Annotated in this window: 23 protein-coding genes and 1 pseudogene; 17 read left to right on the forward strand and 7 right to left on the reverse strand. The window is 35.1% G+C overall.

What is annotated here, in order from left to right; all coding sequences use genetic code 11:
* The 7 genes from J2W48_RS10655 to J2W48_RS10685 form a co-directional block, all read right to left on the reverse strand.
* Positions 1 to 417, reverse strand: a complete 417-nt coding sequence (locus J2W48_RS10655) for a nitrophenyl compound nitroreductase subunit ArsF family protein (protein WP_310281092.1) — start codon at positions 415 to 417, stop codon at positions 1 to 3.
* Between the two features lie 9 nt (positions 418 to 426).
* A complete protein-coding gene (locus J2W48_RS10660; protein ID WP_310281094.1) occupies positions 427 to 885 on the reverse strand; it encodes a DinB family protein in 459 nt (152 codons plus the stop codon).
* Positions 886 to 887: 2 nt separating this feature from the next.
* The gene (locus tag J2W48_RS10665; RefSeq protein ID WP_310281096.1) at positions 888 to 1,862 is read right to left on the reverse strand and encodes a permease; all 975 of its coding nucleotides are present in this window, start codon (positions 1,860 to 1,862) and stop codon (positions 888 to 890) included.
* Positions 1,863 to 1,877: 15 nt separating this feature from the next.
* Positions 1,878 to 2,264: a rhodanese-like domain-containing protein gene (locus J2W48_RS10670; protein WP_310281097.1), complete on the reverse strand. Its 387-nt coding sequence runs from the start codon at positions 2,262 to 2,264 to the stop codon at positions 1,878 to 1,880.
* A gap of 7 nt (positions 2,265 to 2,271) precedes the next feature.
* The gene (locus J2W48_RS10675) at positions 2,272 to 2,505 is read right to left on the reverse strand and encodes a thioredoxin family protein (protein ID WP_310281099.1); all 234 of its coding nucleotides are present in this window, start codon (positions 2,503 to 2,505) and stop codon (positions 2,272 to 2,274) included.
* A 60-nt stretch (positions 2,506 to 2,565) separates the two neighbouring features.
* On the reverse strand, positions 2,566 to 2,868 hold the full coding sequence (locus J2W48_RS10680) for an ArsR/SmtB family transcription factor (protein ID WP_310281101.1): 303 nt from the start codon (positions 2,866 to 2,868) through the stop codon (positions 2,566 to 2,568).
* 124 nt (positions 2,869 to 2,992) lie between these two features.
* Positions 2,993 to 3,220, reverse strand: a complete 228-nt coding sequence (locus tag J2W48_RS10685) for a hypothetical protein (protein WP_310281103.1) — start codon at positions 3,218 to 3,220, stop codon at positions 2,993 to 2,995.
* 722 nt (positions 3,221 to 3,942) lie between these two features.
* On the opposite strand from J2W48_RS10685, the gene J2W48_RS10690 reads away from it, so the two are divergent.
* The 17 genes and pseudogenes from J2W48_RS10690 to J2W48_RS10770 all read left to right on the forward strand — a co-directional run bounded on the left by J2W48_RS10690 (position 3,943) and on the right by J2W48_RS10770 (position 16,688).
* The gene (locus J2W48_RS10690; protein WP_310281105.1) at positions 3,943 to 4,569 is read left to right on the forward strand and encodes a Crp/Fnr family transcriptional regulator; all 627 of its coding nucleotides are present in this window, start codon (positions 3,943 to 3,945) and stop codon (positions 4,567 to 4,569) included.
* 31 nt (positions 4,570 to 4,600) lie between these two features.
* Positions 4,601 to 4,812 (forward strand): annotated as a pseudogene (locus J2W48_RS10695) (hypothetical protein); the annotation flags it as partial.
* Between the two features lie 477 nt (positions 4,813 to 5,289).
* The gene (locus tag J2W48_RS10700; protein ID WP_310281107.1) at positions 5,290 to 5,634 is read left to right on the forward strand and encodes a hypothetical protein; all 345 of its coding nucleotides are present in this window, start codon (positions 5,290 to 5,292) and stop codon (positions 5,632 to 5,634) included.
* Between the two features lie 24 nt (positions 5,635 to 5,658).
* Entirely contained in the window at positions 5,659 to 7,074 is a 1,416-nt protein-coding gene (locus J2W48_RS10705; protein WP_310281109.1) for an MBL fold metallo-hydrolase, read from the forward strand.
* 26 nt (positions 7,075 to 7,100) lie between these two features.
* On the forward strand, positions 7,101 to 7,418 hold the full coding sequence (locus tag J2W48_RS10710) for a rhodanese-like domain-containing protein (protein ID WP_310281111.1): 318 nt from the start codon (positions 7,101 to 7,103) through the stop codon (positions 7,416 to 7,418).
* A gap of 11 nt (positions 7,419 to 7,429) precedes the next feature.
* Positions 7,430 to 7,639 (forward strand): YgaP family membrane protein, encoded by a 210-nt coding sequence (locus J2W48_RS10715; protein ID WP_310281113.1) that lies wholly within the window; start codon positions 7,430 to 7,432, stop codon positions 7,637 to 7,639.
* A 4-nt stretch (positions 7,640 to 7,643) separates the two neighbouring features.
* Positions 7,644 to 7,901: a heavy-metal-associated domain-containing protein gene (locus tag J2W48_RS10720; RefSeq protein WP_310281114.1), complete on the forward strand. Its 258-nt coding sequence runs from the start codon at positions 7,644 to 7,646 to the stop codon at positions 7,899 to 7,901.
* Position 7,902: 1 nt separating this feature from the next.
* The gene (locus J2W48_RS10725; RefSeq protein WP_310281116.1) at positions 7,903 to 8,109 is read left to right on the forward strand and encodes a hypothetical protein; all 207 of its coding nucleotides are present in this window, start codon (positions 7,903 to 7,905) and stop codon (positions 8,107 to 8,109) included.
* The gene (gene trxA / locus J2W48_RS10730; RefSeq protein WP_310281118.1) at positions 8,102 to 8,404 is read left to right on the forward strand and encodes a thioredoxin; all 303 of its coding nucleotides are present in this window, start codon (positions 8,102 to 8,104) and stop codon (positions 8,402 to 8,404) included. The genes J2W48_RS10725 and trxA overlap by 8 nt, the downstream gene beginning before the upstream one ends.
* 90 nt (positions 8,405 to 8,494) lie before the next feature.
* Entirely contained in the window at positions 8,495 to 8,962 is a 468-nt protein-coding gene (locus J2W48_RS10735; protein WP_310281120.1) for a hypothetical protein, read from the forward strand.
* Positions 8,963 to 9,015: 53 nt separating this feature from the next.
* Complete coding sequence (locus J2W48_RS10740; RefSeq protein ID WP_310281122.1) at positions 9,016 to 9,612, forward strand: class I SAM-dependent methyltransferase; 597 nt, start codon at positions 9,016 to 9,018, stop codon at positions 9,610 to 9,612.
* Positions 9,613 to 9,725: 113 nt separating this feature from the next.
* On the forward strand, positions 9,726 to 11,105 hold the full coding sequence (locus J2W48_RS10745; protein WP_310281124.1) for a cytochrome ubiquinol oxidase subunit I: 1,380 nt from the start codon (positions 9,726 to 9,728) through the stop codon (positions 11,103 to 11,105).
* Between the two features lies 1 nt (position 11,106).
* A complete protein-coding gene (cydB, locus tag J2W48_RS10750; protein ID WP_310281127.1) occupies positions 11,107 to 12,144 on the forward strand; it encodes a cytochrome d ubiquinol oxidase subunit II in 1,038 nt (345 codons plus the stop codon).
* A gap of 19 nt (positions 12,145 to 12,163) precedes the next feature.
* Positions 12,164 to 12,604: an OsmC family protein gene (locus J2W48_RS10755; RefSeq protein ID WP_310281128.1), complete on the forward strand. Its 441-nt coding sequence runs from the start codon at positions 12,164 to 12,166 to the stop codon at positions 12,602 to 12,604.
* 642 nt (positions 12,605 to 13,246) lie between these two features.
* Positions 13,247 to 13,948 (forward strand): peroxiredoxin, encoded by a 702-nt coding sequence (locus tag J2W48_RS10760; protein WP_310281130.1) that lies wholly within the window; start codon positions 13,247 to 13,249, stop codon positions 13,946 to 13,948.
* A 15-nt stretch (positions 13,949 to 13,963) separates the two neighbouring features.
* On the forward strand, positions 13,964 to 15,229 hold the full coding sequence (locus tag J2W48_RS10765; protein WP_310281132.1) for an NAD(P)/FAD-dependent oxidoreductase: 1,266 nt from the start codon (positions 13,964 to 13,966) through the stop codon (positions 15,227 to 15,229).
* A gap of 148 nt (positions 15,230 to 15,377) precedes the next feature.
* Positions 15,378 to 16,688: a TolC family protein gene (locus tag J2W48_RS10770; protein WP_310281134.1), complete on the forward strand. Its 1,311-nt coding sequence runs from the start codon at positions 15,378 to 15,380 to the stop codon at positions 16,686 to 16,688.
* Position 16,689 lies beyond the last annotated feature (1 nt).

Raw genomic sequence — 16,689 nt, forward strand, 5'->3', positions numbered from 1 at the left:
TTAAGACTTTAAAAACAGTTGGATTTCTTTTTTTAGTTCTTTTTTAAATTTAGCTTCATCGCCTGCATTCATAAAAGCAAAATCGGTTAAATCTTTTTTCTTTCCTGTTTTGGGATTGTAAAGGAATAATGCTGTTCCGATGGCTTCAAATTGAGTTGCTTTTTTCTCATTTTTTTCATCATCAACATTTACTAAAGAAAATGGAATGGCCGAAAAATCTTTCAATGTTAATCGAGCTAGTTTTTCTATTTTATTGCAAGTCATACAACGATGTTCCGAATGAAATTGAATGATTTCGATTGTTGCTTTTGCTGTTGTGGTTTTAGCTGTAGCTTTTTTTGTTTGCGAGTTTCCGTTGCAAGAAACAAATAACAATAGAAATGTTGCAATTGCTGATGTTAAGATTCTTTTGTTCATTTTTTTATATTAGTTAGTTCCATATTTATTTATAATTGCCAATTGTCCTGCGTGGTAAGCAGTATGTGAAACAATTCTGCCGAATGCTTCTGCTTTAGTTTTTGTGCCGAATTCTTTTGTTGTTATTGTGGTTTCCCAATCTTCATCAGTTTGTATTGCTATAATTTCTTTTAGCTTTTCAAATGAAAGTGTTACATATTCTATCAAGCTATCTAAATCTGTCCATTCGCCACTATCAAATTTCTCAATGACCGTTTTTGCTACGACTTTTACATCGGGAGCACCAAAAACATTTTTAGCAAACAATAGTTCTACATCGCCTATATGACGAATGAGAAACCCAACACTATTTACTGAGGGCACTAATTTTTTTGGCAAATCAGTTATCGTTATATTTTCTAATTGGTTAGAAAAACGTGTTCGTGCTTCCATCCAAAGTTCTAAAAAAAGCGTTGTTTTAGTTTTCATTTTTATAATATGATATTAAATAAATAGCCCGAAATAATGATACAAATGGTTACTACAGCAAAGAATATAGCAATCAGTTTCCAAGTCATTACTTTTTTAAGCATTGTAGCTTCGGGAATTGACAGGCCAACTACTGCCATCATAAACGCAATAGCCGTTCCGATGGGAATTCCTTTTTGAACAAATACCTGAATAATGGGTAACACTCCTGCTGCATTACTGTACATTGGCACACCTAAAATTACAGCAATAGGAACTGCAAACGGATTGTCTTTACTGATATAAGCTTCAAAAAATCCTGTTGGAATAAATCCATGCATTAATGCTCCAATACCAATACCGATGATAATGTAGATGAAAACACCTTTGATAATTAACCAAGCTTCATGAAAGATTAAAGGTAAACGCTGTGTGAATGTTTGTTTTTCTTCTTCCAAATCGCCTTCTTTTTCGGCATTTGCTAAAATGTTTTGTACCCAAGGCGAAAGGTGTTTTTCTAATTTTAGTTTTCCCAAAATAAAACCACCAATCATCCCTAATAAAATGCCACTTATGGCATAGATAAGCGTCGCTTTTAAACCAAACATTCCTATAAACATGGCTATTGCTACTTCGTTTACTAATGGTGATGTAATTAAAAAAGCAAAGGTTACACCCAATGGAATGCCACCCTTTACAAAACCAATAAATAATGGAACTGAACTGCACGAGCAAAAAGGAGTTATAGCTCCAAAGGTCGATGCAAATAAATATTCTAGCCCATAAAGCTTGTTTCGAGAAAGGTAATTCCTGATTCTATCAACAGGGAAATAGGAATTAACCATTCCCATTATGGTAGTAATCAAAAATAATAAGATTAGAATTTTAATTGTATCGTAGACAAAGAAATTTAGCGCATCGCCGAGTTTGCTTCCTTGTGCAATTTGAAATACGGTAAAAATTAACCAATCGGCTAAGTTTTGTAACCAATCAAACATGATTTTCTATTTTAATTAACAACAACTTGAAGAAGAACAACATCCGTCATCATTCCCTTTAGCAGAAGCAGCATTCCCTTTGGTTGGAAAACCTTTTTCTGCCCAACGAATCATTCCGTGTTGCATGTTTAACACATTTTCATATCCGTGATTTACTAAAAAACCTGCCGCTCTCAAACTACGACCACCACTTTTGCAAACCACAACTACTTTTTTATCTTTTGGGATTTCTTGAAAACGCTCTTCAAATTGCGTTAATGGAATGTGCATGATATTTGGCACATCGTAAGCCAATTCAGCTACTTCGTCATTTTCTCTAACATCTACTAACAATGCACCTTCCTTAATCCATTCCTGAGTTGTAGTAGGGCAAATTTCTTTTACTAAAGTTTGATTTTCCATTGCTCTATTATTTTAAAAATTCTTTGATTTCATCAATTTGAGCGATTCTGCCTTTTACTTTTATCACTTCGTCAACCAGCAACACAGGCGTAGTCAGCACATTGTATTTCATCATTTCCTCGATGTCTTCAATTTTAATGATTGTTGCTTCAATGCCCAATTGTTTTACTGCTTCTTCAGCATTGTGGAGGGTTGTTTTACATTTAGGGCAACCTGGCCCGAGTATTTTAATTGTTTTCATTTTTACTTTATTTAAGTGGTTTCCTATTCGTAAAAATACGAATAGGGAAATTAAATTTTTTTAGGTTAATAATTTGTTCATCAGGCTTTTGGCTAACGTCCAATTTTCTCTATTGATACAATACTTTACAGTTGGTGGCGTTATAGTTCCCTGTATTAATCCCGCATCTTTTAACTCATTTAAGTGTTGCGATAAAGTTGACTTAGCAATCGGTAATTCTTCTGCCATATCTCCATGATAGCAACAAGATTGCGAGTTTAACAGTTCTAAAATTGCTACTCTGACAGGATGGCTTAATGCCTTTGCAAAACGAGCAGTATCTATTTGGCTAGTGCTGAAATAATTGTCTTTAGTGGTGTTCATTATTTGAATGCTTTCTGTTCGTAAAGTTACGAATAGTATTTTGATTTGATCGCATACTTATAACTAAAAAGTGCCTGAAAATTTCAGGCACTTTAAGAACTAAAAATTATCGAGATAAAGCAAGTTAGCTTTTTTTATTAGCACAACATGATTTTTTATCTTTAGTACAAGCTTTCATTTCTTCTACTGTACACGTTTTCTTGTCTTTAGCACATTTTTTATCTTTTGTGCATGCTTTCATTTCAGCAGCAGTACATGTTTTTTTGTCTTTACTGCTTCCTTTTTTTTCTTGAGCACTTACATTCATTGCAAATAAAAATGTTAATGCTACGATTGAAACTATTTTTTTCATTTTATATGTTTTTAAATTATTGTAAACTTTTGATGTGTGTTGTTTTACGATACTAAAAACATATTTTCTGGTGGCTGCCATATAGCACTATTATATTTGTCAATAAGATTATTGTTGTATAGGACGTTTATACGCCTTTCAAATGATATAAAATTTTTGGGTACAGTATAATTACTATTGAAAACAATAAAAGACCCACTACTAAAATTTAAAGTGAGAATACATTTTTGTTTTGGGCAACCAGTTGAAGCGTCCTTCTTAGATTTACTTTCTCCGCATGAATTATTACACTTTTCAGACAGGTGCATTTTTATAACCCTAACAGTCGGTAACGATGTCAGAATTGAAAAATAGGACACTATAATAATTGCGAATATTTTCATTGGCCCAAATTTATGTATTTAAAATGAATAATATCCTAAATCAATAATTCAGTTATAATAAAGTCAAAAGATATCCCAGTAGAGAGTCTCCCAAGACTATGAATGCACTATTGATTTTTTTAAATCCAAATATCAAAATGATGCTTAGTAGGCTTTTAGAACTATAACTTTTTGAGGTTTTCCACCTTGGTAAATGTTGCTTTTTGGTTTAGAAAAAAATGCGACACTAAAATGCCCGTAAAAAAACATCCTTATAATCAGATATGTCAAAAATTAGTATTCCTTAATATACTATTACATTTGTTTTATAGTATTTTTACTTTTCAAAAAATCATCCCAATGCACGAACCTATTAAAAAATTATTTTCTTCTTTTTCAAACTCACTTATAGATGATATAGAAAAAAATGCTGTAATTCAGGAATCTAAGGCTGGTGATATTTTAATGCGAACAGGGCAATATATCAAAAGCACCGTATTAGTCATCAGCGGTAGAATAAAGATCTATAGAGAAGATGATAACGGTGGAGAGTTTTTCATGTACTACTTGCAACCCGGGCAGGCTTGTGCCATATCGATGATTTGTGCTACTAAAAATGAAACTAGCCAAATCATGGCTAAAGTGGTTGAAGATGCGGAACTAATTATGATACCGCTACCCTTAATGGATAAATGGATGATGCAACACCGCAGTTGGTATGAGTTTGTAATCGAAACTTATCGCAGCCGATTTGAAGAAGTCTTAGACGTAGTAGATAATATTGCTTTTAAAGCTATGGATGAACGATTAGTTTTTTATTTAAAACGACACAGGGAAGTCAGTAATACCAAAGTACTGAACCTATCCCATCAGGAAATTGCAATAGAACTTAATACTTCAAGAGAAGTAATTTCACGATTATTAAAAAAAATGGAGCAAGGAGGCTTGTTAAAACTACACCGTAATCAAATAGAACTGCTGAAGTAATCCTCTGTGATAAAAGTAACAGTGAACCGCTATATTTTGCGATAAGTTTGCCTTAAATTTATCCAAAGCATCAGTCATTATTGGAATTTCTTTAGGTTTAATAGGCGGTGGCGGTAGCATTCTTACTGTGCTATTTTTAAAATAAATCCTGAAAATGCAACTAGTTATTCCCTGTTTATTGTAGGTGCTACGGCTATGGTAGGAGCTTACAGACACTATAAATTAGGGAGCCTCAAAATCAAATATCTAAAAAAATAAATGGCTCCAAACTAGAGCCTGCCTTTGGTTGGTTTTAATTATGTTATCTCATAGTAAAATAAATTTTATTCTAATGATCTCATGCTGTGTAATTTATATCACTAAGTAAGAATAGTAAGCAGTAAAAATGTCCTGTATAAAATTACCGAAGACGAAAAAGGCGACAAAATTCCTAACCTAACATTGAATTATAATATTTGCCAAGCAGTACCTCCACAGCCAACTCCTGACTTTATTAAAAATAGCCCGCTACGAGAACTTAAAATTCCTTTCAATTTCAGGTAGATTTTTTTTACAGATATGTAACTAATATCACAAACTATAAGAAGTATAGGTTTTAATTTTACAAAAAAATTAAGAACAATGTTCACATACATAAAAAACATACTATCGCAAAAATGCCCACGATGCCATGAAGGAGAATTATTCACTGAAAAATGGTATAAATTAAATAATAATAAAATGAAACCAAACTGCAGTGTTTGTGGACAACGAACAGAATTAGAACCCGGTTTTTATCACGGTACCGGTTATGTAAGTTATGCACTTACAGTAGGGTATTCCATAATTATATTCATCTTATGGTTTGTAATCACGGATATCGGCATCAAAGACAAAAGGATATTTTGGTGGCTTGTTATCGATGTAGTTACCTTAATAGCATTACAACCCTGGCTCATGAGAATATCAAGAGTCTTATGGTTATCATGGTTTTTCCATGATGATGACCACCTGCATGCAAGCCAAAATGAAACTATAAAAAGAGATGTCGAAAAATTAGAGACAATAAATGCAAGCAGCAAATAAGATAGAAACTAAAATCTAAATAAGATGAAAATAGAACAAATATACACTGGTTGTTTAGCACAAGGAGCTTATTACATCACTGCTAATGGCGAAGCTGCCATAATCGACCCGCTTAGAGAAACACAACCCTATCTTGATCGGTTAGAACGTGATGGTGTGACTTTAAAATACATTTTTGAAACACATTTTCATGCTGATTTTGTTTCAGGACACATCGATTTAAAAAACGAAACCGGAGCACCTATCATCTATGGTCCAAATGCGGTATGCGAATTTGATTGTGTATCAGCAAAAGACGGGCAGGAATTTAAACTAGGCAATGTAAAAATAAAAGTTTTACATACACCAGGACATACTATGGAAAGCACCTGTTTTTTACTGATTGATGAAAACGGAAAAGACACAGCGCTATTTTCAGGGGACACACTATTTATTGGTGATGTGGGCAGACCAGATTTAGCCCAAAAAGCAGCGAACATGACAAAAGAACAATTGGCAGCCACTTTATTCCATTCCTTGCGAGATAAAATAATGATTTTAGACGATGATGTTACAGTATATCCTGCACACGGAGCTGGCAGTGCCTGTGGTAAAAACATGAGTAAAGAAACCGTCTCAACTATTGGAGAACAAAAGCGATTAAATTATGCGCTAAGAGCTAACATGACTGAAGCTGAATTCATCAAAGAAGTTACCGATGGTTTACTGCCTCCACCTGCTTATTTCGGAATGAACGTAGCCATGAATAAAAAAGGATATGAAAGTTTTTCTTCAGTATACAATAACGGAATGAGAGCCATTCACGCAGAAGAATTTGAAATAGTAGCCGAAGAAACCAAAGCTTTAATTCTCGATACCCGTAATAATGATGTTTTTTCAAAAGGGTTTATTCCACAGTCAATCAATATTGGTATTGATGGCGATTTTGCTCCATGGGTAGGGGCATTGATTGCCGATGTAAAACAACCTATACTAATCGTTTGCGAAGCGGGTTTTGAAAAAGAAACGGTTACCCGTCTAAGCCGTGTTGGATTTGATAATTTAATCGGACACTTAAAAGGGGGCTTTTCAGCATGGCAAAAAGCAGGAAAGGAAATAGATACGGTAAACAGGATTTCGGCAGAGCAATTTGCCAATGAAGTAAAAATTGGGGAAAGCAAAGTAATTGATTGCCGAAAAGAAAAGGAATATGAGGCAGAGCATTTGGAAGATGCGTATAGCAAACCTTTAGCATACATCAATGAATGGGTAAAAGACATCAATCCTGAAGAACATTTCTACTTGCATTGTGCGGGTGGCTATCGCAGTATGATTGCCGCTTCTATTTTAGAATCCAGGGGGTATAGAAATTTCACTGAAATTGCCGGAGGGTTTAATGCTATAGCAGAAACCAAACTTCCCACCACCGATTTTATTTGTCAAAGTAAAACTTTAAACTAATCAACCAATTTTTAAAAACTAAAAAAATGTTCGAAATACTCAAAAAAATGTTTTCAAATAAAGAAGACAGCAAATTATCCCAAATAGTAAATGATGGGGCATTTCTGGTAGATGTACGTTCACCTTTAGAGTTTTCCTCCGAAAAGGTAAAAGGCTCGGTAAACATTCCGGTAGATCAAATCCAAAATCACCTGGCTAAATTCAAATCCAAAAAGAACATTGTTGTATTTTGCAGAAGCGGTGCCCGAAGTAGTCAGGCAAAAGCCATTTTAGAACGAAATGGAATTACAAATGTGACCAACGGCGGTACCTGGAAGAATGTCGGGGCACTTTTAACAAAATAAAAAAAGAAATCATGAAAAAAAACATGGGAAGAACAGACCAGCTAATCCGAATTGTGTTAGCTGTCGTAATGGTAATTTTATATTTTACCAATACCATTAGCGGAACAGCCGCAATTGTTTTGGGAGCTTTAGCTGTGATTTTTGTATTGACCAGCTTCATTAGCTTTTGTCCGTTATATATTCCATTTGGCATCAATACATGGTCTAATAAAAAGAAATAAAATAATGGAACAACAAATTATCGTTGAAAATATTAAATGTGGAGGTTGCATGAATAGCATTCAAACCGCCTTATTAAAGTTAGACAACATAGAGAAAGTGGTTATCGACAAAGAGACAGAAACTATTACTATAACTGGTGATATAGAAAAAGTCATAGTAGTAAGCAAACTCAATGAGTTAGGCTATCCCGAAAAAGGCGATAATTCAATGCTAAAAATAGCAAAGTCTTATGTAAATTGTGCTATTGGAAAAATGAGTTAAGATGAAACAAATCCTATTTACAAACTGGCATACCATGCGTTGGCTCAGATTGGGACTCGCGCTTTTTCTGTTCTTTCAGGCATACACTACACACGAATGGTTTTTTATAGCTTTTGGAGTATTCTTCTTAGCCCAAGCTATTTTTAACTTAGGTTGCGGTGCAAACGGTTGTCAGGTTTCCTATACTAAAAAAGATAAAGATGAATGATTCATTTCAGGATATTATAAATTCCGACAAACCGGTTTTACTCGATTTCTATGCTGCCTGGTGTGGCCCTTGTCAAATGTTAGGGCCCATCCTCAAACATGTAAAAGACAGTTTGGGCGACAGAATTACAATTATTAAAGTTGATGTCGATAAAAATGAAGAAGTAGCAGCTAAATATCGGATTAAAGGAGTGCCAACGATGATGCTATTTCAAAATGGTGTACAACTATGGAGACAATCCGGAGTATTATCTAAAGAAGAGATTATTGAGGTTGTTTTTAAATTTAGTAACTAAAGAAATACGAAAACAAAACTATAAAGGAACATCAATATAAAAGTGTTTTTTATGGCAGAGTTTATTTAAAAAAACAAACTACTATAGATTATGAAAAAGAACTTAGCAATTCTAATTTTAGGATTGATTTTTATTTCCTGCAATAATAAAGCGGAAGAAAAAAAAATTAAAAAAAATACAGAGAAATATACCATGAAATCAATGGAAGTTAATGATGCCAGGGTTTCTTTGAAATTAAATCCAATGCAAAAACAGCATCAATTAATGAATATGCGAAGTCATGTAGAAGCAGTACAAAAAATTGTTTCACTTCTTGCTGTTGACAAATATGATGAAGCATCAGTAATTGCTTATGAAAAATTAGGAACAACAACTCAAATGAAATTAATGTGTGCTTCCTTTGGAAATGAAGATTTTGAAAATTTAGGGTTGGAATTTCATAAAAGTGCCGACAAAATGAGTGAGATATTTAAAGCCAAAAACAAACAAAATTCGTTAAATGCACTATCTAATACTATGAATTATTGTGTTCAATGCCATGCAACTTATAAACAATAAAGAAACTATGATGAGTGGATTACTATTTAATGTGTTTATAAAATCACCAAAAAATGAAAGCCTTTTGGAACGAACGATATGCAAATAAGGAATATGCTTATGGCATAAAACCCAATGAATTTTATAAAGACCAGCTAAGCCAAATTCCAAAAGGGAAAATCTTATTTCCGGCAGAAGGCGAAGGCAGAAATGCGGTATATGCAGCACTACAAGGATTTGAAGTCTTTGCCTTTGACATGAGTGAAGAGGGTAAACAAAAAACCGGGCAACTGGCTTTTGAGAATAAAGTAACAATCGACTATGAAGTCGCTTCAGTAGATGAAATAACCTATCCTCAAGATTATTTTGATACTATAGTTTTTGTCTTCGTTCATTTTCCGCTTAATGCTAGAAACCAATACTATCAAAAATTACTGTCCTATCTAAAACCTAATGGTGCTATCATTTTCGAAGCCTTTGGCAAAGCACAAATTCACCTCAACTCGGGCGGCCCAAAACAAGAAGATATGCTATTTTCAGAAGATGAAATAAAAAATGACTTCAAAAATATCGATTTTATAACTATAGAAACAGCCGACATTAATTTAGATGAAGGTGTTTTTCATCAAGGTAAAGCCAATGTCGTTCGTTTTTTAGGCACAAAAAAATAAGAAGAATAAACCTTATTTTTTTTCTCAAAAAAGCAAAAGTAATAGTCCCTTCTGTGACTTAAGTTACCTATAGACCTTAAATTTACTCATACATTTGAAAAAATAATTTTAGTATGGATGTTGAAATATTAGCTCGTATTCAATTCGCTTTCACTGTTGGATTTCATTATATCTATCCACCTTTAAGTATAGGCTTAGGTTTTATTATGGTCATCATGGAAAGCTTGTATCTCAAAACCGGAAATAAAGACTATGAAATTTTAGCACGTTTTTGGACAAAGATCTTTGCACTAACCTTTGGTATCGGCGTAGCAACCGGGATTGTAATGGAATTTGAATTTGGAACCAATTGGGCAACCTATTCCAAATATGTTGGCGATATTTTTGGAAGCGCTTTAGCTGCGGAAGGTATCTTCGCTTTTGCCTTAGAAAGTGGCTTCCTCGGAATCCTTTTATTTGGTTGGAATAGGGTCAGTCCAAAAGTACACCTTATGGCAACTATCGGGGTATTTTTAGGTTCTATGTTTTCTGCCGTTTGGATTGTGGTGGCTAACAGTTGGCAACAAACACCCGCTGGGTATCATATCGTAGGCACCGGATTGAATGCTCGCGCTGAAATAACCGACTTTTGGGCTATGGTTTTTAATCCGTCAAGTATGGATCGATTAATTCACACATGGCAAGGAGCCATACTCGCTGGAGCCTTTATGGTATTAAGTGTTCATGCCTATTATATTCGAAGACAACGATATGTTGAAATATCTAAAAAAGCATTCAAAATAGCCTTAATAGTAGCAATAATAGTTTCGGTAAGTCAATTGTTTTCAGGACATAGTTCTGCTGAAGGTGTTGCCAAAAATCAACCGGCTAAATTAGCCGCTTTTGAAGGACATTTTGAAAAATCTGCTCCGGCCGATTTATATCTCTTCGGTTATGTAGACAAAGAAAAACAAAAAGTCACTGGACTAAAAATACCAGGCGGTTTGTCTTTTTTGGTCAGTCAAAAATTTGACACACCGGTTACAGGTTTAAATGCATTTCCTGTTGAGGACAGGCCTGGGCAAATAAACGCTGTTTTTCAATTTTATCACATCATGATTTCGATTGGGATTTTGCTTATTCTGCTATCGTTATATGGCTGTTTTTTATGGTGGAGAGGAAAATTATTCGAAACCAAATGGATATTGTGGATTTTCTCATTTTCTGTATTATTACCTCAAATTGCCAATCAGGTAGGCTGGTTTTCTGCCGAAATGGGAAGACAACCTTGGGTAGTTTACGGATTACTCCGAACCAGTAAAGCTTTTTCTTTGGCAGTTTCTGCCCATCAGGTGTTATTTTCGCTTATACTGTTTTTCTTCGTTTATCTGATTTTATTCTTATTATTCATTTATCTGCTAAATAAGAAAATAAAAAACGGTCCTTATGACGAACACAATACCACCGAAAGACCATTTCAAAAAGAACTCACACAATCTATAATTGGTAAATAGTATGGAAACATTTTTAGGTATTGATTATCCAACCTGGTGGTTTATAATTGTAGGTGGTTTATTTTCAGGCTATGCCATTTTAGATGGTTTTGATTTCGGCGCAGGTGCCTGGCACTTATTTTTCAAAAAAGAAGAAAGCCGCAGGATAGCACTAAACGCAGTAGGCCCAGTTTGGGATGGCAATGAAGTTTGGTTAGTAATTGGTGGTGCTGCCTTGTTTGCTGGTTTTCCAATTATGTATGCCACATTGTTTTCGGCTATGTATACTCCGTTCATATTGTTTCTGATGTTCATCATTTTCAGAGCCATATCAATCGAATTCAGAAGCAAAGAAAAAATGTTATGGTGGCGCAAAATGTGGGACATCGCTTATAGCGTTTCCAGTATCATGTTGGCATTTTTGCTTGGGGTTGTTTTGGGTAATGTTCTAGCGGGATTACCACTAGATAAAAACTTTGAATACAAAGGCGGGCAATTACTAGATTTCTTAAACCCTTATGCCTTGATGGTTGGTTTTACCACACTATCCCTTTTTATGACCCATGGAGCCATTTACTTGCTTATGAAAACGGAGGGGCGTTTATATACTAAGCTCACTATTTTGCTTAAAAATGCGATGATATTTTTCATTGTGAGTTACAGCATTACAACGCTTTATTCTCTTATCTACATTCCACATCTTTCAGATATGTTCAAAAGCAATCCACTACTTTTTTCAGTACCGGTTTTTGCCTTCTTAAGTATATTTAACGTACCCCGTTTGGCAACCAAAAGAAAGTTTGGTTTGGCATTTCTGTTTTCTGCAATAACCATCGCTTTATTATTTGCTATAGTAGCCATAGAGCTCTATCCAACCTTATTAATTTCAACCATCAGTCCCGATTATAGTATTACTATTTACAATGCAGCCTCTTCTCAAAAATCATTGGGTATTATGCTTATTATAGCAGCTATTGGAACACCGTTAGTTTTGGGGTATACCCTATTTGTCTATACTACTTTCAGAGGAAAGGTAACCATAGACGAAACAAGTTATTAATTTTTTTAATCATTAAATCATGTCAGATAAACACAAATACCAGGTAAAATTAAACTGGATAGAAGATAGAAAAGGAACACTACAGTCCGATGTTTTAAATACCAAAATTGAAGTAGTAACACCTCCCGAATTCCCAAAAGGCATTCCCGGATTATGGTCGCCCGAACACTTATTCGTGGCCTCGGTTAACAGTTGTTTTATGACAACATTCTTAGCCGTTGCCGAAAATTCTAAACTGGAATTCACAAATTTTGAATGCAATGCTATTGGAACATTAGACAGAATGGAAGGTAAATTTTGCATCACCGAAATAACGCTTTCACCTATCCTTACTATTAAAGACGAAACATTCAGGGACAAAGGAATCCGCGTGATGGAAATGAGTGAAAAAGCTTGTCTTATTTCAAACTCAATCACTTCTAAAGTGATTTTACAACCCGAAGTTAGAATCGAGCCTTAATTATAAATATTCAGATATGGAAAAGCTAATCTTTGGCATTATACTATTACACCTGGTAGTGGGTTTCGGATGGTTATTCTACAAATTTGAAATTCAAAAAAAGAAACCTAAAAAATAATAGTGTAGGCCCATGAAAATAAAAGCACTTCATAATTAGCACCTATTTAATACTGCACTATTGACCATTCCTACTTTAAAAGTAGTCAAAAGTCAACTAGGGTGTAAAATGCAAATGCCAAAAGGATCAGAAAGGGAGTACATTTTAAATTTCAATTTTAACACTGGACGGCTTAAATAAATCAAAAAAAGTTTCAATGATAAGTTTTAGCAGCAGTCTTATTTCTATCAAATGGTGATACTCAAGTGCAAAAAAATAACACCAAATAAAAAAGCGAGAACAAAAATAACCTGCTCGGCTAAAGAAAATAAAAATGCTCTAAAGAAATCAGGCTGTTGCGTTAAATAGTTTTATGTTCATAAGTTCATTAAAGAAGTGTCTTAGTAATAAGGCACTTCTTTTTTTTTTACAGATTACTTTTGAATGTGATAAATATCACTTCTATTGGTGAATCGTTGTAATACCTTTACAATCAGGGCTTATTTCCTAAATAATAATAACACACAACTTAAAAAACACTAAGTATGGAATCAATCGAACAACAAGTAGTCTCAATGCCCAGAATTGGGGATAAGGCACCCGAATTTAAGGCAATAACTACACAAGGAGACATTAATTTTCCTGCTGATTACAAAGATAAATGGATTATTTTCTTTAGCCATCCTGCCGATTTTACACCTGTATGCACCTCTGAATTTATGACATTTGCCAAAAGGGAACCTGAATTCACGGCGCTTAACTGTCAATTAGTAGGGCTTTCCATCGATGGATTATACAGCCACATTGCCTGGTTAAGAACCATCAAGGAGAAGATTGAATTTAAGGGAATGAAAAATATTGAGGTAAAATTTCCATTAATCGAGGATATAACTATGGAAGTGGCAAAAAAATACGGTATGATTCAACCTGGTGAAAGTGCTACTAAGGCTGTAAGAGCCGTCTTCTTCATCGACCCAAAAGGAATGATACGCGCGATTATTTACTATCCGCTTTCAATGGGCAGAAATTTTGACGAATTAAAAAGAGCCCTGATTGCAATGCAGACTGCAGATACCTACAATATTGCAACTCCAGCCGATTGGAATCCAGGCGATGATGTAATTGTACCAACAGCTGGTTCTTGTGGTGTTGCCAAAGAAAGAATGGAAGACAAAGAGGAAATGACCTGCTATGACTGGTTTTTCTGTACCAAACCATTGCCTGTCGAAAAGGTGAAAACAAAATAATTAAAAACAACAATCATGTCAAAACCACATATAGTTATCCTGGGTTGCAATTTTGCCGGACTAACCACAGCAAGATACATCCATGCTGTCGTTAAAGACAAAGCAGATATTACGATAATAGACCGAAAATCACTGCTCACCTTTGTACCCAATATCCCCATGCAGATTTTGGCAAATGTTAATCCTGCAATTGACCTTCAATTCAAATTCATGTCTTTTTTAGAGCATGATGGCAGCGAATTCATTCAGGCAGAAGTAACCACTATTGACCCGGAAACTAATACAGTTTTTTATCAGCCAAACGAACGTTTAGGCCATCCGGTTCGCAAACTGCAATACGATTATTTGGTTGTAGCACTTGGTAATCGCCTGGCATACGATAAAATTGAAGGGTTTAATGAAAATGGCCATAGCGTAACCGATGTGTTTCTTGGGAATCGTTTACGCAATTATTTGCACAAAGAGTATAAAGGCGGCCCTATTGCTATTACTTCTGATATTTTTCATCAGGGCAAAAGCGATAAATTACCACCAAATTTACCGATTGCCTTAACAGCTTGCGAAGGCCCGCCTGTCGAGATGGCTTTTTCATTAGCACATTGGTTAGAAAAACAAAACAAAGGAAATGCAGCAACCATATTCTTATCTACTCCGGCCAAAGTAATTGCAGAAGATGCCGGTGAAACAATACTCAATCAACTCCTGCCAATGATGGGTAAAATGGGCTACAATTATCAGGCAAATACCAAAGGCATCAAAAAAGTGCATAAAGGCGGCATCGAATTCAATGACGGTTCAACGCAAGAAGCCGAAGTAGCCATATTGTTCCCGGACTGGCAAGCGCATGATTTCTTAAAAGAGCTGCCTTTTACTGATGATATGGGTTTTGTAATCACCGATTTATATATGCGCAATCCCGATTATCAAAATATTTTTGCAGTAGGCGACGCAGCATCCATTACGGTTCCAAAAATTGGTTCATTAGGGCACATGGAGGCAGAAGTTTTAGCCAAGACTTTAGGAAAAGAATTAGGTATCATTAAAGGCGATATTGCCCCTATGGAATTCGAATTACTTTGTATGGGAGATATGGGGGGCATAAAAGGATTTTATATGCGTACCAATGAATGGTGGGGCGGAAAAGAAAGTCATTTAGAAATGGGAGTGACACCTTATGCGCTCAAAATGGGCTTCAAGAAAATGTATTATACTCTTGGGGGTAAAATTCCACATTGGGGTTTGGCATTAAGCGAAATTGTTGGCGACCATACAGTTATTTAAGGCCTGATAAATAATTTGTAGTATAGATTTTATAAGATTTTAAAGAGTGTCTGTATCATCAGGCATTCTTTTTTTTGCTGTGTGACAATAGTTACTGACCAAAGAAAATGGCAAGCCTAACTTTGCTTCATCATTCAGAAAAATAATTATGAAACATCAATTTCTTATCACTATCGGAATTTTCAGCTACTCTCTTTTGGGTTACAGTCAAGATACTATTACTATAACTAAAAAGGACCTGCTCGAAAAAGTTTCTGAAGCCAATTTGCAAATCCAATTGGGGCAAAAGAGCTATCAAGCTGCCAAAGCTGAGTACCAAGAATCCAACGCACTTTTTTTGCCCAACATTACAGCAAGTCACACTGCCATTTCGACCACTAATCCTTTAATGGCTTTTGGTTCCAAACTAAATCAGGAAATTTTAACAGCATCCGATTTCAATCCGGCACTATTGAATGACCCGGCAAAAACCCAAAACTTTGCGACAGTCATTAGTGTGCAACAACCGCTGCTGAATGCGGACGGACTCTACGAAAGAAAAGCTGCTAAAGCTAAAATGCAAGCTTATCAACTGCAAACAGAACGTACCAAAGAATACATCCAATTAGAAGTGAGTAAAGCCTACATGCAATTGCAGTTGGCATATAAAGCAGTTTCTGTCTTAACCACAGCAACAACAACGGCCAAAGCGAACCTAAAATTGGTAGCCAATTATTTCAAACAAGGGTTGGTGCAAAAAACAGATGTTTTGAACGTGCAAATTCGGGTTAATGAGGTTTCCAATCAATTGCAATATGCTAAAAGCAACATTCAAAATGCCTCAGATTATTTGGGTTTCCTCTTAAATGAGGACGTCAAAAACAAAACATACAAACCTTCGGAAGAGCTGGAAAATTCAATTACAGTAACCGCTATAGCAACGGAGGTTCCCCAAAACAGAAAAGACATTCAGGCGATGGTACAATCCACATCGGCATACCAAAAAATGTATTTGTCAAGCAAAATGAATTTCTTACCAAGACTGAATGCCTTTGGGAGCTATGAATTGTATGATCAAACATTATTTGGCACCAAAGCCAACGGATATGTAGTCGGAGCACAATTATCCTGGAATGTATTTAACGGCTATAAATCCATCGGTAAAATGGCCAAAGCAAAAGCTGATTTTCAAAAAGCAGCTCTGGAAAGCGAACAATACAAAAAACAAAGTCAATTAGAAGTAAATAAGACCAATCGCCAATTACAGGATGCTGAAAACAAAGTAAAACTTTCGCAATTAGCTTTCGAACAATCACAGGAAGCCTACCGAATCCGTCAAAACCGTTTCGCACAAGGCTTGGAAAAAACTACCGATTTATTGCAATCGGAAACCCAAATGATCCAGAAAGAACTAGAACAGCTGCAAACGGTGTTCGAATATAATTTTACCAAACAGTATTTACAATTTTTAACCAATTAAT

This window comes from Flavobacterium piscis, assembly GCF_031457575.1.
In the GTDB taxonomy this organism is placed as follows: Bacteria; Bacteroidota; Bacteroidia; order Flavobacteriales; family Flavobacteriaceae; genus Flavobacterium; species Flavobacterium piscis_A.